14 protein-coding genes are annotated in these 13,655 nt (G+C 65.5%); 6 read left to right on the top strand and 8 right to left on the bottom strand.

Annotation, left to right across the window (positions count from 1 at the left end; genetic code table 11):
• Positions 1 to 130: 130 nt before the first annotated feature.
• Positions 131 to 1,126: an SGNH/GDSL hydrolase family protein gene (locus ACQKIE_RS04565; protein WP_427456230.1), complete on the top strand. Its 996-nt coding sequence runs from the start codon at positions 131 to 133 to the stop codon at positions 1,124 to 1,126.
• A 39-nt stretch (positions 1,127 to 1,165) separates the two neighbouring features.
• Here ACQKIE_RS04565 and ACQKIE_RS04560 read toward each other — a convergent pair whose 3' ends face one another.
• Both ACQKIE_RS04560 and ACQKIE_RS04555 read right to left on the bottom strand, forming a co-directional pair.
• On the bottom strand, positions 1,166 to 1,471 hold the full coding sequence (locus ACQKIE_RS04560) for a carboxymuconolactone decarboxylase family protein (RefSeq protein WP_427456228.1): 306 nt from the start codon (positions 1,469 to 1,471) through the stop codon (positions 1,166 to 1,168).
• Between the two features lie 56 nt (positions 1,472 to 1,527).
• Positions 1,528 to 2,202 (bottom strand): hypothetical protein, encoded by a 675-nt coding sequence (locus ACQKIE_RS04555; protein WP_427456226.1) that lies wholly within the window; start codon positions 2,200 to 2,202, stop codon positions 1,528 to 1,530.
• Positions 2,203 to 2,393: 191 nt separating this feature from the next.
• On the opposite strand from ACQKIE_RS04555, the gene ACQKIE_RS04550 reads away from it, so the two are divergent.
• The 4 genes from ACQKIE_RS04550 to ACQKIE_RS04535 all read left to right on the top strand — a co-directional run bounded on the left by ACQKIE_RS04550 (position 2,394) and on the right by ACQKIE_RS04535 (position 7,562).
• Positions 2,394 to 3,056 (top strand): ABC transporter ATP-binding protein, encoded by a 663-nt coding sequence (locus tag ACQKIE_RS04550; protein ID WP_427456224.1) that lies wholly within the window; start codon positions 2,394 to 2,396, stop codon positions 3,054 to 3,056.
• Positions 3,049 to 5,562, top strand: coding sequence for an FtsX-like permease family protein (locus tag ACQKIE_RS04545; protein ID WP_427456222.1), 2,514 nt, complete (start codon positions 3,049 to 3,051; stop codon positions 5,560 to 5,562). Before ACQKIE_RS04550 ends, ACQKIE_RS04545 begins: the two co-directional genes overlap by 8 nt.
• Positions 5,562 to 6,623 carry a lipocalin-like domain-containing protein gene (locus ACQKIE_RS04540; protein ID WP_427456804.1) on the top strand — a complete coding sequence of 354 codons (1,062 nt, stop codon included), beginning with the start codon at positions 5,562 to 5,564 and terminating at the stop codon, positions 6,621 to 6,623. The genes ACQKIE_RS04545 and ACQKIE_RS04540 overlap by 1 nt, the downstream gene beginning before the upstream one ends.
• A gap of 162 nt (positions 6,624 to 6,785) precedes the next feature.
• On the top strand, positions 6,786 to 7,562 hold the full coding sequence (locus tag ACQKIE_RS04535; protein ID WP_427456220.1) for a YkgJ family cysteine cluster protein: 777 nt from the start codon (positions 6,786 to 6,788) through the stop codon (positions 7,560 to 7,562).
• Between the two features lies 1 nt (position 7,563).
• Here the strand turns inward: ACQKIE_RS04535 and ACQKIE_RS04530 are convergent, their stop codons facing one another.
• Genes ACQKIE_RS04530 through ACQKIE_RS04520 form a run of 3 tightly spaced genes read right to left on the bottom strand, consistent with a single transcriptional unit; the run spans position 7,564 to position 10,105 of the window.
• A complete protein-coding gene (locus ACQKIE_RS04530) occupies positions 7,564 to 7,677 on the bottom strand; it encodes a DUF2474 family protein (protein WP_427456218.1) in 114 nt (37 codons plus the stop codon).
• Positions 7,677 to 8,684, bottom strand: coding sequence for a cytochrome d ubiquinol oxidase subunit II (gene cydB / locus ACQKIE_RS04525; RefSeq protein WP_427456216.1), 1,008 nt, complete (start codon positions 8,682 to 8,684; stop codon positions 7,677 to 7,679). Before cydB ends, ACQKIE_RS04530 begins: the two co-directional genes overlap by 1 nt.
• 5 nt (positions 8,685 to 8,689) lie before the next feature.
• Positions 8,690 to 10,105, bottom strand: a complete 1,416-nt coding sequence (locus ACQKIE_RS04520; protein WP_427456214.1) for a cytochrome ubiquinol oxidase subunit I — start codon at positions 10,103 to 10,105, stop codon at positions 8,690 to 8,692.
• A gap of 176 nt (positions 10,106 to 10,281) precedes the next feature.
• Between ACQKIE_RS04520 and ACQKIE_RS04515 the strand changes: the two genes are divergently transcribed.
• Positions 10,282 to 11,439, top strand: a complete 1,158-nt coding sequence (locus ACQKIE_RS04515) for a calcium:proton antiporter (RefSeq protein ID WP_427456212.1) — start codon at positions 10,282 to 10,284, stop codon at positions 11,437 to 11,439.
• A 14-nt stretch (positions 11,440 to 11,453) separates the two neighbouring features.
• On the opposite strand, the gene ACQKIE_RS04510 is transcribed toward ACQKIE_RS04515, so the two are convergent.
• From ACQKIE_RS04510 to ACQKIE_RS04500, 3 genes are all read right to left on the bottom strand, one after another.
• Entirely contained in the window at positions 11,454 to 12,182 is a 729-nt protein-coding gene (locus ACQKIE_RS04510; protein ID WP_427456210.1) for a 3-keto-disaccharide hydrolase, read from the bottom strand.
• A 65-nt stretch (positions 12,183 to 12,247) separates the two neighbouring features.
• Positions 12,248 to 13,060 carry a CHAD domain-containing protein gene (locus tag ACQKIE_RS04505; RefSeq protein WP_427456208.1) on the bottom strand — a complete coding sequence of 271 codons (813 nt, stop codon included), beginning with the start codon at positions 13,058 to 13,060 and terminating at the stop codon, positions 12,248 to 12,250.
• Positions 13,061 to 13,114: 54 nt separating this feature from the next.
• Positions 13,115 to 13,462 carry a 2-hydroxyacyl-CoA dehydratase gene (locus tag ACQKIE_RS04500; protein WP_427456802.1) on the bottom strand — a complete coding sequence of 116 codons (348 nt, stop codon included), beginning with the start codon at positions 13,460 to 13,462 and terminating at the stop codon, positions 13,115 to 13,117.
• Between the last annotated feature and the right edge of the window lie 193 nt (positions 13,463 to 13,655).

Genomic DNA, 13,655 nt, shown 5'->3' with positions numbered 1-13,655 from the left:
GGCGCGAATCGGGATTTGCCCGATGTGAGCGCGCTCAGGCGATAGCGATAGTGCTTGCCCGGGGACGGTGTGCCGCCCCGGCTAATGCCCGCTACTCCACCTGATCGCTCACATTGCAAGGATCCCCGCCATGACCGTCAAGGTTAAAAGACTCATTATTTTCGGTGACAGCCTCTCGGATATCGGCGTCAAGCGCGAGACGCCCACCGGCATGTTCGCTTCGCTGTTCGGTTTGATGCGCACCAACCAGGTCAAGCGCTTCAGCGATAACAGGAACTGGACCGACTTCATCTGGGAGTGGGCGGGCGGCAGCCCCCTGATCACGGTGAACCAGGCAACGTCCTTGGCCGCGGCGGCACCCCACCTAAGCTGGAGCGCGAATTCCAAGAGCGGCTCGTCGACTGCCTCGCCGCTCTACTATGCAAACTATGCGGAAGGCGGGGCGATGGGCGGCTCCGACCGCAGCAGTACGGGTCTCGGTTACTTCAAGGAGCAGGTCGCGCGGTACGTCAAGGATCTCAAGGCTTACCCGCTGACACCGGAACATGGCGTCGGTCTTTACCTCATCTGGTTTGGCCTGAACGACCTTGTGACGAACGAGCGCGACAAGTCGGACATGCTCAAGGTCGCCCAGGAAATGGCCCGGCTCTGCGGCGACATCATCAAGCTGGATCCGCATGCCGCCTTCCTGTTCGGAAACCTTCCCGATCCGCAGGACGCCGTGCGCTACTACGGCCAGGAGGCCACGAAGAAGGTGGTGGACTTCTCCACCGGCTCGCTCAACTTCGGCCACGAACTCGCCAAGCACATCAATGAAGATTTCCCCAAGGACAACCCCGGCGGCATCGTCGACATCTATACACCGATGTATCACGTCTGCCAGAACCTGAATTCCTATGGGTTCTTCAAGGAGGCGCAACCAAAGGGTATCGAAGTTCGTTACGGTGCCGCACCGAAAAACCAGCGCGCCGCCTTCTGCACGACCACGAGCGACGAGGCCCATCCCACCGAGGAGGTCTACAAGGTGATCGCGCAGATCTGGGCGTCAGAGATCAAGCGTCGCTTCGAGGTGGGCACGCTCGGCCAGGCCGCCGACGCCACGTTCGTCGTGAAAGGAAATAACTGAGCAGCAGCGACAGGCGCATGGACGCGCCGAACGACAGGCTCAGCCCTTGAACATATGGGTCGCGTGCGTCACTGAACCGCCGGCGCGGATCGCCGCCGCGACGAGCGCAGCTTCGGACAATTGCTCGTCGGTGGCGCCAGCGTCCCGCGCTGCCTTGGTATGGATTTCGAGGCAGTATGGGCATTGCGTCGTGAGTGCTACCGCGACGGCCATCAGCTGTTTCTCACGGACGCTCAGGGCACCTTCGGCGAACGCCGCCTTGTCGAATGCCCAGAAGGCCTTCATCGCCTCGGGAGCGTTCTCGTCCAGGCGCTTGAGTTGGGCCAGGTTCTTCATGTCGTACATGGGATTCGCCTTCTTTGGGGTGTCGGTGCCGGTACGTGCGTGACGCCGGACCCTCTTTACTTCGTCGACGGTGCCGGCGTCTTGGATGCTTCCGGCGCGTCCGGCATCAAAACCGCCTCGGCATGCGCCGTGCGATGAACGAAGAGGAGGGCGCGGACGTCCACGTCGACTGACATCGCGGTCGCCACCATGGCGTCCGCATGGGCCGCGGGTCCGAAGGTGTAGCTCAGGTCGATCTTCTTCACCTTGGCCAGGAGGTTGCCCGCGGGCTCGCTCAGACGCAGGTCGAGCCGGCTGACGTAAGGGCGGCCGGTCGCATCGAGGCTGACCTCGGCCTTCCCGTCGAACTGCTCGTCGTCGTCCTTGCCGTCCATGTCGATGCTCACGTTGCCCGCCCGCGCGAGCGTACGGGGCACGTGCCGCGTGGTGAACGCGTAGATCGTGCGACCGGTCTGCCTTTCGACGACGTGCGCGCCCGTGCCGATCACGGCCTTCAACTCGGCGTACGACGCGAGGGCCTTGTCGGGTCGCTTGCGCGGATCGACGATCGACGTCTCGGTTTCCGGTTCGTCGCCGCCCGTCACCAGGGTGGTGGTGCGTACGGAGCCCTGGACCTCCGCGGCTGGAAGGGCTTTCCGCGCGAGCGCTTCATCCAGCACGGCGTCGTTCGCCGAGGCGACCGACGCCCCTGCGAGGAACAACAGGACGCCGCAAGCGATGCGCATGGCCATGATTTTCACCTCCATCGAAAGGGAGGACGGTAGATGCCACACGCCGGCGCACCATGAGCCATTCGTCACGAGGGGACGGAAGTCATGGGGTTGGGTGCAACGGTCCGATTATGTGTACATATCGTGTCCGCGGCTGGACGAACCCACGTGCGTTGGCAAGGTAAACTCTTTCCTTTGCGCGGGAGTTCCCGATGCTGGACGTCAACGGCCTGGTCAAGAGCGTGCCTGGCGGCCGGACGCTCTTCCAAGGGATCGACCTCTCGTTGGCGCCCGGCCAGTTCGTCGCCATCACCGGCGAGTCGGGGGCCGGCAAGTCGACCTTGCTCAACCTCATCGCCGGCCTCGACTCCCCGAATGCCGGAAGCGTCCGTATCGGCGGAACCGATATCGCCAGTCTCGACGACGATAGCCGTACGCGTTTGAGGCGCGACCGGATCGGTTTCGTGTTCCAGGCGTTCCATGTCCTGCCGCACCTCGACCTTGCGCACAACGTTGCCTTGCCCCTGGCGCTGCAACGGCGGGACGCGCGTGAATCCTTGGCCGCCGCCAACGCCATGCTCGCGTCGGTGGGACTCGGCGGACGCGGCGGTGCCTACCCCCGGGAGTTGTCGGGCGGCGAACTGCAACGCGTGGCCGTTGCGCGAGCCCTGGTCCATCGTCCGAACCTGATTCTGGCCGACGAGCCCACCGGTAACCTGGACCCGGAAACCGCGGCCCGTACGCTGGCCCTCTTTGTCGAGCAAGTGCGACACGCCGGCGCCGCGGTGCTGCTCGTGACGCATTCCGCGGTGGCCGCTGCCGCGGCGGATCGCTCGCTCGTGCTGTCACCCTCGGGCCTTGTCGAACGTGGCTGAGAAGCGACTGTTTCCCCCGGCGCGGAGCTGGCTGCTCTGGAGCGAATGGCGTGCTCATCCGGGACGAGTCTTCTCCGCGCTGATTGCCATCGCGCTTGGCGTCGCGCTGGGCTTCGCCGTGCACCTCATCAACGCATCGGCGTTGGGCGAATTCGACAAGGCGGTGCGATCCGTCAGCGGCGCGGCCGACCTGACCGTGCGCTCGACCAGCGCTTTCGGATTCGATGAGGCATTTTATCCACGTGTCGCGAGCATGCCAGGTCTCTCCGTGTCGCCCGTCGTGACCGTTGCCGCTACGGTCGATGGCACGACTCCCGTCACCCTGGAGGGCATCGATGTCCTTCGCGCAGGTGGGTTTGGGCAAGGGTTCGGTGGCAACGGCGGGACAGGCGTCGATGCATTCCTGGCCGGCAAGACGATCTACCTCTCGGCAGCATCGCTGGCCGCCTCGAGGCGCAATGTGGGGGACACCGTCGATATCCGTGCCAATGGGCATGTGTTCGCGGCGAAGGTCGAGGGCACGTTGCCACCCGCGGCAGGAACCCGACTCGCCATCATGGATATCGCGGCCGTCCAATGGCGCTTCGGCATGCTGGGCCGTATCCACCGGCTGGACATCCACTTCGCGGGCACTGCCGATCCGGCGAAAGCCAGACGAGAGATTGCCAGGATCGCGCCGCCCGGCGCCATCGTGGTCGATGCGGCGAACGATGCCGCGCAGAACGGCAGCCTCTCTGCCGCCTATCGCGTCAACCTCGACATGCTCGCCCTCGTGGCCCTGCTGACCGGCGGATTCCTCGTGTATTCCGCGCAGTCGCTGTCGGTGGCCCGCAGGAACGCCCAGTTCGCGCTGCTGCGCGTGCTCGGCATGGAACGGGGCGCCGTGCGTGGACAAGTGCTGACCGAGGCGATCCTGCTCGGGCTCGTCGGCGCTGGCGCGGGTATCGGCCTCGGTCTTGGACTGGCATCGCTGGCGTTGAAGCTGCTCGGTGGGGACCTGGGTGGCGGGTACTTCCGCGGTGGCACGCCATCGCTCGTCTTCGCGCCGTGGGCCGCATGCATCTTCGCCACGTTGGGCGTCGCGGCGGCGGTATTGGGAAGCATGGTGCCCGCTCTGGCCGTGGCGAAGATGGCGCCCGGCATCGCCATCAAGCATTCCGGCGACAGCGTGGACCCTCGCGTTCGCGCGCGCCCTTGGCTGGCCCTGGTGCTGTTGGCATGCGCAGGCGTGGCTTCGGTGCTCCCCGCCGTGCACGGCATTTCGGTGTTCGGCTATGTGGCGATGGCACTGCTGCTCGCCAGTGGCGTCGCGCTCATGCCGTGGCTGGCACGTGCGCTGGTGTCTCCGCTCCAACGGCTGCGAGCAGGCGGCGTGCCGTTCCACCTGGCCGCTGCGCGCCTGTGGGGCGCGCCGTCGCAGGCTTCCGTCGCCTTGGCGGGTATCCTCGCCGCGACCGCGTTGACCGTGGCGATGGCGGTCATGGTGACCAGCTTTCGCGGCTCGGTGGACCGCTGGCTCGGAGATGTGCTGCGGGCGGACATCTACCTCCAGGCGAACGATACGACCGCCGGCGGTTTCGACGCGGCCACCCAGGCGCGCATGCGCAACGTGCCGGGCGTGGCGTGGCTGGGCGTACTGAAAGAAACGCCGCTACGTTTCGATGTGCGCCGTCCGGACGTCACGCTTCTCGCGCGCACGCTCGATGGCCCCGGCGCCCAGCATTCGCTGCTCGGGGCGTCGGTGCCCATTCCGCCGGGTGCCGTTCCCATCTGGATATCGGAGCCGGCGTCGCGCGTGTACGGCTGGAATGCAGGCGACTCGCTCGCGTTGCCGCTGCCGGGGACACCGCGGGTCACGGTGGCGGGCGTGTGGCGAGACTATGCCCGCCAACACGGCGCCATGGTGGTCGATGAGCGAACCTACACACGCTGGACCGGCGACAGCACGCGCACCGGCATTTCCGTGCTCGTGGCGCCGGGCGCAAACACGGAAGCGGTCGTTGCGGGCTTGCGTGCCGCCGTCGGTTCGGCGAGCAACGATTACACCGTCAGCCGTCCACAGGAAATACGTCGGAAGGCCCTCGACGCGTTCGACCGCAGTTTCCTCATCACTTACCTGCTGGAAGGCATCGCCGTGTGTGTCGGCCTGGCCGGCGTCGCCGCCACGATCGGCGCGCAGGTGCTCGCGCGCATCAAGGAGTTCGGCATGCTGCGGCATGTCGGTGCGACACGCGGTGAGCTGGCGAGGATGCTGCTTATCGAGGGCGCGCTGCTGGGGGGTGTGGGTGGCGTCGCGGGCGTCGCGTTGGGACTGGCGATGGGGCAGGTGCTCATCCACGTCGTCAACCCGCAGTCGTTCCACTGGACGATGGACACGATCCTGCCGTGGTCCTTCCTGTGCAGCGTCGTCGCGGGACTGGTCGTGGCGACGGCCGGTGTCGCGCTGGTCGTGGGTCGCAGCGTGCTGTCCACGGATCCCGTGCGTGCCGTCAGGGAGGACTGGTGATGCGGATACGCTGGTGGTTGCCTGTCCTGTTGATGATGGCCACCCCGGCCCTGGCGAGCGATCGCGTGGCGTATCCGCCGGTGCCGAGGGATGTGCCAGTGAGCTTGCCGCGCGATTACGGTGCGCACCCGGACTACCGGCTCGAATGGTGGTATGTCACGGGATGGCTCGAGACCCGCGGTGGACCCGTGGGCTTCCAAATCACCTTCTTTCGCACGCGTCAGCCGTACGACGACGGCAACCCAAGCCGTTTCGCGCCCCGGCAACTGATCCTCGGGCATGCCGCGCTTTCCGATCCTGCCGTGGGCCATATCGAGCATGCGCAGCGGCTCGCCCGCGAAGGCTTCGGACTGGCCGCTTCGGCGACGGGCGACACCAACGTGCGGATCGACGACTGGCGGCTCGTGCGAAATCGGGATGGCAGTTTCGCCACGCGTTTCGGAGGGAATGGCTTTTCCCTTGACCTGGCCCTGACGCCCACGCAAGCGCCACTCCTGCAGGGCGACCGCGGTTACAGCCGCAAGGGTCCCGACGAAGGAGCGGCCAGTGCGTACTTCAGCGTGCCGCATCTGTCGGTGAGTGGCCGACTGACGCGTGGCATGCGGACGGAAACCATTCGGGGCACGGCGTGGCTCGATCGCGAATGGTCGTCCAGCCTGCTCAACGCGCGCTCGGTGGGCTGGGATTGGGCTGGCCTGAACATGGACGACGGTAGCGCCGTGACTGTCTTTCGAGTACGCGACGCCGAGGGTCACCCGGTCTGGGCAGGCGGTAGCGTGCGAAGCGCGGACAGCTCCCTGGTGACCCTCGGGCCGCACGATGTGGCATTCGAGACGCGCCGCACCTGGCGCTCGCCTCGCAGCGGCGCCCAATACCCTGTCGAAACGACGATTTCCGTCACGACCCCTTCCGGGGTGAAGCGCTTCACCCTGCGCCCGTTGATGGACGACCAGGAGCTGGACACGACGATGACGCCCGTCTACTGGGAAGGTGCCGTACGCGTGGAAGGCGGCCGGGGCTACCTCGAACTCGTAGGGTACGGCGGGAAACCGAGACTCTAGCGTCGGCCGCACGAAACGGACCGGGCGGCTCAGGGTGCGGATTACTGTGGCCAAGACTGCCCCGCGAAAACTTGCGTTCGCGAGTGGTTGTAACCTTTGGCTGGCGTGGCACGAATGACATCGACATCGTTCGTGCCGCGGACGTACCGACCAGGGATTTCCATGACGATCCACTTCTCCTGCACCATGTGTGGCCGATGCTGCCACGGACTGCGCCTGCCGGTCGGCGTGGAAGAGGCCGTGGCCTGGCTTCGCGATGGGGGCGATGTGCAGCTCTTTTGCGAGGCTATACCGTGGCCGGAAGAACCACCCGCCGATAACCACCTCGCCTGGTACAAGCGGCGTCGCTCGTTCGCCGCCACGAGTGGGCAGCTCCCGGTGCGAGTCATCGTGTCGCTGATGGCGATCTTCGAGGGTGCCTGTCCGAACCTGCAACCGGATTTTCGCTGCGGCATCTATGAGCGGCGTCCGCGCGCGTGCCGCGTGTATCCCGCCGAAGTGAATCCGTTCTTCGCGCTCGACCGCGATACGAAGCTGTGTCCGCCGGAAGCCTGGCGAACCCAGGAGGTCTTGCAGGGGGATGACGGGCAATGGAAGGACGCCGAAGTGGCGGGTGCGATCGTGGGCATGCGCGAAGCGGATGCGCGAGATGCCTCGGTCAAGGCACGCCTGTGCGCGATCCTCGGCATTTCTTCGAGCGGGCTCGCGAACGAAGGCGTCGTGGTCCACGCACCCGTTCGCGAAGATTTGCTAGCGGCACTCGAGCAGGCGGTACTCTCGGCCGACGGCGATGCAGCCAGTACGACATGGCATGTCGTCTCGCACCGGCGCGCAACGCTCGACCTGCTGCAGTCCGCCGGCACGGCGCCGCTGCCGGCATCGGCGCTGAACGGGTCGCAAGCCAGCTTCATGGGCTTCGTCGCGGGCGACGACGCCTGACTCAGTGCGGCACCAGCACCCGGAACAGCGCGGCGATCATGCCAACCGCTAGAACGCCGCCGAGGTAAAGCACCGCGAACCAGCCAACTTGCTTCCAGCGGGGCCGCGCTGCCATCAGTGGTAGCCCGGATCGTCCGCGCGGACCTTTCCGCGGAAGACCCAGTAAGCCAGCGCGGTGTACACGAGGATGATCGGGATCACGATGGCCGCGCCGATGAGGGTGAACACCTGGCTCGACCGCGGCGCGGACGCGGTCCAGATGTCCAGCGACGGCGGCACGATGTTCGGGAAGATGCTGATGATCAGCCCGGTATAGCCGAGGAACAGGATGGCGAGGGTGAGCAGGAACGGCGTTCGGTCCGCGCCGCGGCGCAGTGACATCAAGATGCCGACGAGGCAGACCACGACGAGCCCGGGTACGGGCAGGAAGAAGAACAGGTCGGGCATCGCGAACCAGCGCGCGGCTACCGCCGGCTGGCCCACGACCGTCCAGAGGCTGACGATGCCAATGGTCGCGCCGAGGACGAGTGTAAGCGGCCGCATCAGCACGCCCATGCGTCGGCGCAGTTCACCGTCCGTCTTCATCAGGAGCCAGCCGCAGCCGAGCGTGGCATAAGTCACCAGCAGGCCGATCCCTGTGAAGAGGTTGAAGGGCGTGAACCAGTCGAAGGGACCGCCCGCGAACTTGCCGTCGCGCACCTCGATGCCCTGGAGCAGGGTGCCCAGGATCGCGCCTTGGGCGAAGGTCGCCACGCCGGAGCCACCGATGAAGGCCAGGTCCCAGAGGTGCTGCGTGCGGCGTGCCTTCGCCCGCACCTCGAAGGCCACGCCCCGGAAGATCAGGCCGCAGAGCATCGCCACGATGGGCAGGTAGGTCGCCGGCAACAGGATCGAATAGGCGAGGGGGAACACCGCGTACAGCGAGGCGCCGCCGAGCACCATCCACGTCTCGTTGCCGTCCCATACGGGAGCGACGGTATTGAGCATGACCTGGCGTTCGCCTTCGCGATCGAAGAAGGGAAAGATCAGGCCGATGCCGAGGTCGAAGCCATCGAGCATGACGTAGAGGAAGACGCCGAAGCCGATGATGGCCGCCCAGATGACTGGCAGGTCGATGGTCATGGCGGTTACTCGTCGATGGGATCGGTGGGCCGCGACAGCGGACGATGATCGAAACGTTCCCGTCCGTGGCCGGTGTCCCCGGCTTCCGCGTCCGCTTCGTCCTGAGGCAGGTTCGGTCCCTTCGCCATCAGCTTCAGCATGTAATAGATGCCGGTACCGAAGACGAGGAAGTACACCATCACGAAGATCATCAGTGAGGTGCCCACCTGCTGCACCGTGATCGACGACACCGCATCCCGCGTACGCAGCACACCGTACACGACCCACGGCTGTCGTCCGGCCTCCGTGGTCACCCAACCGGCGAGCAGTGCGACGAGGCCGGACGGTCCCATGAGCAAGGCGAAGCGCTGGAACCAGCGGACCTCGTAGAGGCGCCCACGACGCCGTAGCACGAGGCCGAGGAGAGCGAGGAGCAGCATCAGCAGCCCCATGCCCACCATGATGCGGAAGCTCCAGAAAACGATGGTGGAGTTGGGGCGGTCCTCCGGCGCGAAACTCTTCAGTCCGCGTATTTCGCCGTCCCAGCTATGCGTGAGGATCACACTGCCCAGGTGCGGTACCTGCACGGCGTAGTGCGTGGTCTCGGCTTCCATGTCGGGCCAGCCCACCAGATTGAGGGATGCGCCTTTTTCGGTTTCCCAAATGCCCTCGATCGCTGCGATCTTGGCCGGTTGGTACTCGCGTGTGTTGAGGCCGTGTGCATCGCCGACGGCTACTTGTATCGGCACGACGACCAGCAGCATCCACAGCGCCATGGAGAACGATTTTCGAATCCCCGCGTCCTTCCGGCCGCGCAAGAGGTGCCAGGCCGCGCAGGCCCCGACGAGCAACGCGGCCACGATGAACGCCGCCAGCGACATGTGCACCAGGCGATAGGGAAAGGAGGGATTGAAGACGATCTTGAACCAGTCGACGGGAACGATCCTGCCATCGACCAGCGCGTGCCCTTGAGGCGTCTGCATCCAGCTGTTGGACGATAGGATCCAGAACGTGGAGATGAGGGTGCCGGTGGCGACCATGAGCGTCGCGAAGAAGTGCGCCTTCGGGCCAACCTTCGTCCAGCCGAAGAGCATGATGCCGAGGAAGCCCGCTTCCAGGAAGAACGCCGTCATGACCTCGAAGGTAAGCAGCGGGCCGGTGACCGAGCCCGCGACAGCGGAGAAGCCGGACCAGTTCGTGCCGAACTGGTAACTCATCACCACGCCCGACACGACGCCCATCGCGAAGCCGACGGCGAAGATCTTCGACCAGAAGAAAAACAACTCCTTGTATACGACCTTGCCCGTCTTGAGCCACAGGCCCTCGAGTACGGCGAGGTAACTCGCCAAGCCGATGCTGATGGCCGGGAAGATGATGTGGAATGACACCGTGAAGGCGAACTGCCAACGTGCCAGGAGGAGTGCCGTGTCGGGAACGTTCATGGGAATCTCCGTCTCGCGCACAGTCTAGGCCGTTGCGCGCGGGCGGGCTGCCGGCGCGACACTTTGGCATATGCTCGATTGTCGCAGGGCGCCGAGGGGCCGGCTTGTCGCGTTCTGCTTCCCCCATCGGCCGATGCTAGGATGCGCTCATCCGCCGCCAGGATCGGAAGGCAGAGATGGACGCATCGCCAGGACCCGTCGGGACGGCGCCAAGGGGCGCCACGCTGCGTCGCCTTTTGTTCGCGTTGCGCGGCGAGAGCTTCCTTCCGGTGAGCCTGGTCTCCTGCGCCATCTTTCTGATCGCTCCCGAGGTGCTGCTTTCCGGCATGGAGTCGCCCGGCCGCCTCGTCATCATCTTCGCCTGGCTGTTCGTGGTGATCCTCGGCTCGGCGATCGCCGTCGTGCGCCATGCGGAGCACCTTGCCCACCATCTGGGCGAACCCCGGGGCACGCTGATCCTGACGCTCGCGGTGACCTCGATCGAGATCATGAGCATCGCGGCCGTGATGTTGCACGGCGCGAATAATCCGACCCTCGCGCGCGACACCCTGTTCTCGGTAGCGATGATCGTCTTGAACGGCATGGTCGGGCTCGCCCTGATGTTGGGCGGCCTCAAGCATCGTGAGCAGTCCTATAACCTGCAGGGCGCCAACGCCTACCTTGGGCTCATCATTCCGCTCGGTGTCCTCGGCATGGTGATGCCGACGTTCGCGCACGACCCGATCGATTCGCGGTCGGAACTGTCCCACCAGCTGTTCCTGGCTGTGTCCGCCGTTGCCGTGTACGCCACCTTCCTGTTCCTGCAGACACGGGGAATGCGCAGTTATTTCACCGCCGCGGAGCCGGCACCGCACGAGGAGAGGCCAGAGCGGACGGCGGGACGAGGGCCTAGGGTGGCCGCCGCGTTCCTCGTCGCGTACATGGTCCCCGTGGTGTTCCTCGTGGATAAGCTCGCCGTACCGGTCGATTACGTGGTGGAGACGATGGGAGCTCCCGCACTCCTCGGTGGCCTCGCGATGGCCGTGCTCGTCGCCATGCCCGAAGGCATGGGAGCCATTCGCGCGGCCAACCGCAACCAGCTCCAGCGCTCGGTCAACGTGCTGCTGGGGTCGGTGCTATCGACGATCGGGCTGACGATACCGGCGATCCTGATCATCAGCCGGCTGACCGACCACCCGGTGACCCTCGGCCTGGAGAGGACGGACCTGGTCCTCTTCGTGCTGACCCTGGTCCTGTCCGTCGTCACCTTCTCCAGCCCTCGCACGCACCTGCTCCAGGGCGCGGTCCACCTGCTGGTCTTCGCGTGGTTCGCGTTTTTTATTTTCGCGCCGTAAGCAAGCTCAGAGGCTCAGAGCTCCTTGATCCGAATATTACGGAAGGAAATCCGGATCGGCTCGATGCCCTTGTCCTCGCCGCCCTGCAACGCGATGCGACCTTTGTGGAAGCGCGCGTAGTCGGGCATTTTCGCGAACTTGGTCTTCGCGACGAGGGCATTCCACTCCGGCGTCCAGAAGGTCGTGTCAACGGTCTTGTGGCCGTTCTGGAAGAACTGGACGTGGCCGTGGTCGACGATGATCTCGACCGCATTCCAGTTGCCGTGCTCCTTCACGTTCTCGATGTCGGACGAAATGAGGTCGAAGAGATCGCCCGAGCGCTCGTAGAGCGTATAGCTGTCGGGCTTGGTGCAGACGAGGTCGGCGATCTGCATCTCCGGCCCGGTCTCCCAGGTTTCGCGATACTTGGGCGTCTCCTGCACGTTGAAGATGATGCCGGCGTCGGCGCACGGGGTCATCTTCCATTCGAGCTTGAGGTCGAAGTTCTCGTATTCCTTGTCGGTCACGAGGTCGGCGAAGTCTTCCCGCGGTGCCTTCAGATCGCGATGCAGCTCGATGCTGCCGTCGACCACGCTCCAGTCCTTGCCCACGCCCTTCTGGCCAAACGAATGCCAGCCGGACAGCGTCTTTCCGTCGAACAGGCTGGTCCATCCTTCGGACTTCGCGGCGCCATCGGCGGCGGCGTAAGCGGGAAGGGCGGCCACGCAGCAGGCGGCAATGATCTTCAGGGACGTACGGATCATGAGGTAACTCCGGGGATGGAAGGGCGAGCGTACCGCAGAACGGACGTCTGGACTTCCATCCGTCCTCACGATTTCTTACGATGTTTCTTCAGCTCCACCCGGATCTGTTCGAGCAGGGGCGCCACCGCATCGGGTTCGCGGAACGATCGAAGCACGACGCGGAGGGCGCGGAGGTCCTGTTTCAAGCCGAGGGCATCGGAAAGCCTGGACATCTCGTGCGCGCGTTCCTTCGTTCCCTGCACGTGGCGGTGTCCCGTCTTTCCCCGCGCCTTCTGCACGCGGCGCCACAGGTCCAGTTGCATGCGCAGACGACGGGCCTTACGGCGCCAATCGTGCACGTTGGCGGGGGTGGCTGCCTTGGTCGCCCGCTTGTGCGCCTTGGCCACGCGTCGCTCCGAGCGTGCGAGCGCGGCGTCGATCGTGCGCTGGCGTATCGTGCGCCAGGGAAGGCCTTCGACCAGGACAGCCAGCTCGCGCAGCTGGCGGCGTCGCTTCAGGAAGCGGGGATCGGCGTGGAGGGCGGCGGCCAACCGGCCGTCGCTTCGATGTTCCAGCTTCACGAGCACATGGCGCCATTCGGGTGACGGCCTCGGACCCGCCAGCGTGCGCGCTGTGTTCAGGGCGACATAGGCGTCGCGCAGAGGCGAAAGGCCCTCGGCAAGGTGACCCAGGATTGCCTTTATGACGGGCATCGCGTCGGCGAACGGCTCGTCCGCCAGGACCAGCAGGCTCTTGAGCCGGCGAATGGCTTTTCGCGCCTCGTGGATGCCCCGGTGTTGCTGTCTGGCGTCCGCGAGGGAACGGACGGCCTTGCGACATTCGCTGGCGGCGAACGAGGCGAGCACGGCCGCGATGCTCGGCGCTTTGTCAGGGCTCATGCCCTCTAGATATCAGACCGGGGCCGGCACGTCATCCGACGGCCCCCGGGGGGCTCAGTCCTCGCTGCCCTCGGCAGCCGGCGCGTCCGTCTTGCGGCGCCGCCTTGGCTTCGGCTCGCTGGCGGCGATCAGTCCCTGCAGGTAGGCGATGCCTTCCTCGGCCGGAAACCAGGACACGACATCCGCGACCGTCAGCCCGTGGCGAAGGCGGAGCACCTCGAACTCGGCCCGTGCACCGGCCAGCGGATCGACCTTGGGTGGTCGGCCGCGTCGCTTCGGGGCGGGAGGCTCGGGAGCCGGGGGTTTGGCGGCAGCAGGCTTGTTTTCGGCGGCCTTGCGCTCGAGGGCGGCGAGCTCCTCCTGGAACTGCCTGAAGTCATATTTGCCGGACGAATTCATCATCACGCTGGTTGGAACCGGTGGAACGACTATTGTGGCATGCCCTCGGGACCGGCATTTGAGACGAAGGGACAGTCTCGCGCCTTACCCAGCCGTTACTCTTGAGCAGTATGTAACCAATGCGATGCAAGTCCTTGCCGCGAAAGGCGGCAAAAGAGTTATCCACACGGTTGTCCAGCCTCTTTCCACAGTGGCT

It is taken from the genome of Luteibacter sp. NPDC031894 (assembly GCF_050273135.1).
Classification (GTDB): Bacteria; Pseudomonadota; Gammaproteobacteria; order Xanthomonadales; family Rhodanobacteraceae; genus Luteibacter.
The sequence above is the reverse complement of the archived record's forward strand: the minus strand, read 5'-3'. Positions and strand labels throughout refer to the sequence as shown.

Coding starts and splice junctions, on each gene's coding strand:
- ACQKIE_RS04565 (WP_427456230.1), top strand. CDS start 131: ATGACCGTCAAGGTTAAAAGACTCATTATTTTCGGTGACAGCCTCTCG.
- ACQKIE_RS04560 (WP_427456228.1), bottom strand. CDS start 1,471: ATGTACGACATGAAGAACCTGGCCCAACTCAAGCGCCTGGACGAGAAC.
- ACQKIE_RS04555 (WP_427456226.1), bottom strand. CDS start 2,202: ATGGCCATGCGCATCGCTTGCGGCGTCCTGTTGTTCCTCGCAGGGGCG.
- ACQKIE_RS04550 (WP_427456224.1), top strand. CDS start 2,394: ATGCTGGACGTCAACGGCCTGGTCAAGAGCGTGCCTGGCGGCCGGACG.
- ACQKIE_RS04540 (WP_427456804.1), top strand. CDS start 5,562: ATGCGGATACGCTGGTGGTTGCCTGTCCTGTTGATGATGGCCACCCCG.
- ACQKIE_RS04535 (WP_427456220.1), top strand. CDS start 6,786: ATGACGATCCACTTCTCCTGCACCATGTGTGGCCGATGCTGCCACGGA.
- ACQKIE_RS04530 (WP_427456218.1), bottom strand. CDS start 7,677: ATGGCAGCGCGGCCCCGCTGGAAGCAAGTTGGCTGGTTCGCGGTGCTT.
- cydB (WP_427456216.1), bottom strand. CDS start 8,684: ATGACCATCGACCTGCCAGTCATCTGGGCGGCCATCATCGGCTTCGGC.
- ACQKIE_RS04520 (WP_427456214.1), bottom strand. CDS start 10,105: ATGAACGTTCCCGACACGGCACTCCTCCTGGCACGTTGGCAGTTCGCC.
- ACQKIE_RS04515 (WP_427456212.1), top strand. CDS start 10,282: ATGGACGCATCGCCAGGACCCGTCGGGACGGCGCCAAGGGGCGCCACG.
- ACQKIE_RS04510 (WP_427456210.1), bottom strand. CDS start 12,182: ATGATCCGTACGTCCCTGAAGATCATTGCCGCCTGCTGCGTGGCCGCC.
- ACQKIE_RS04505 (WP_427456208.1), bottom strand. CDS start 13,060: ATGAGCCCTGACAAAGCGCCGAGCATCGCGGCCGTGCTCGCCTCGTTC.
- ACQKIE_RS04500 (WP_427456802.1), bottom strand. CDS start 13,462: ATGATGAATTCGTCCGGCAAATATGACTTCAGGCAGTTCCAGGAGGAG.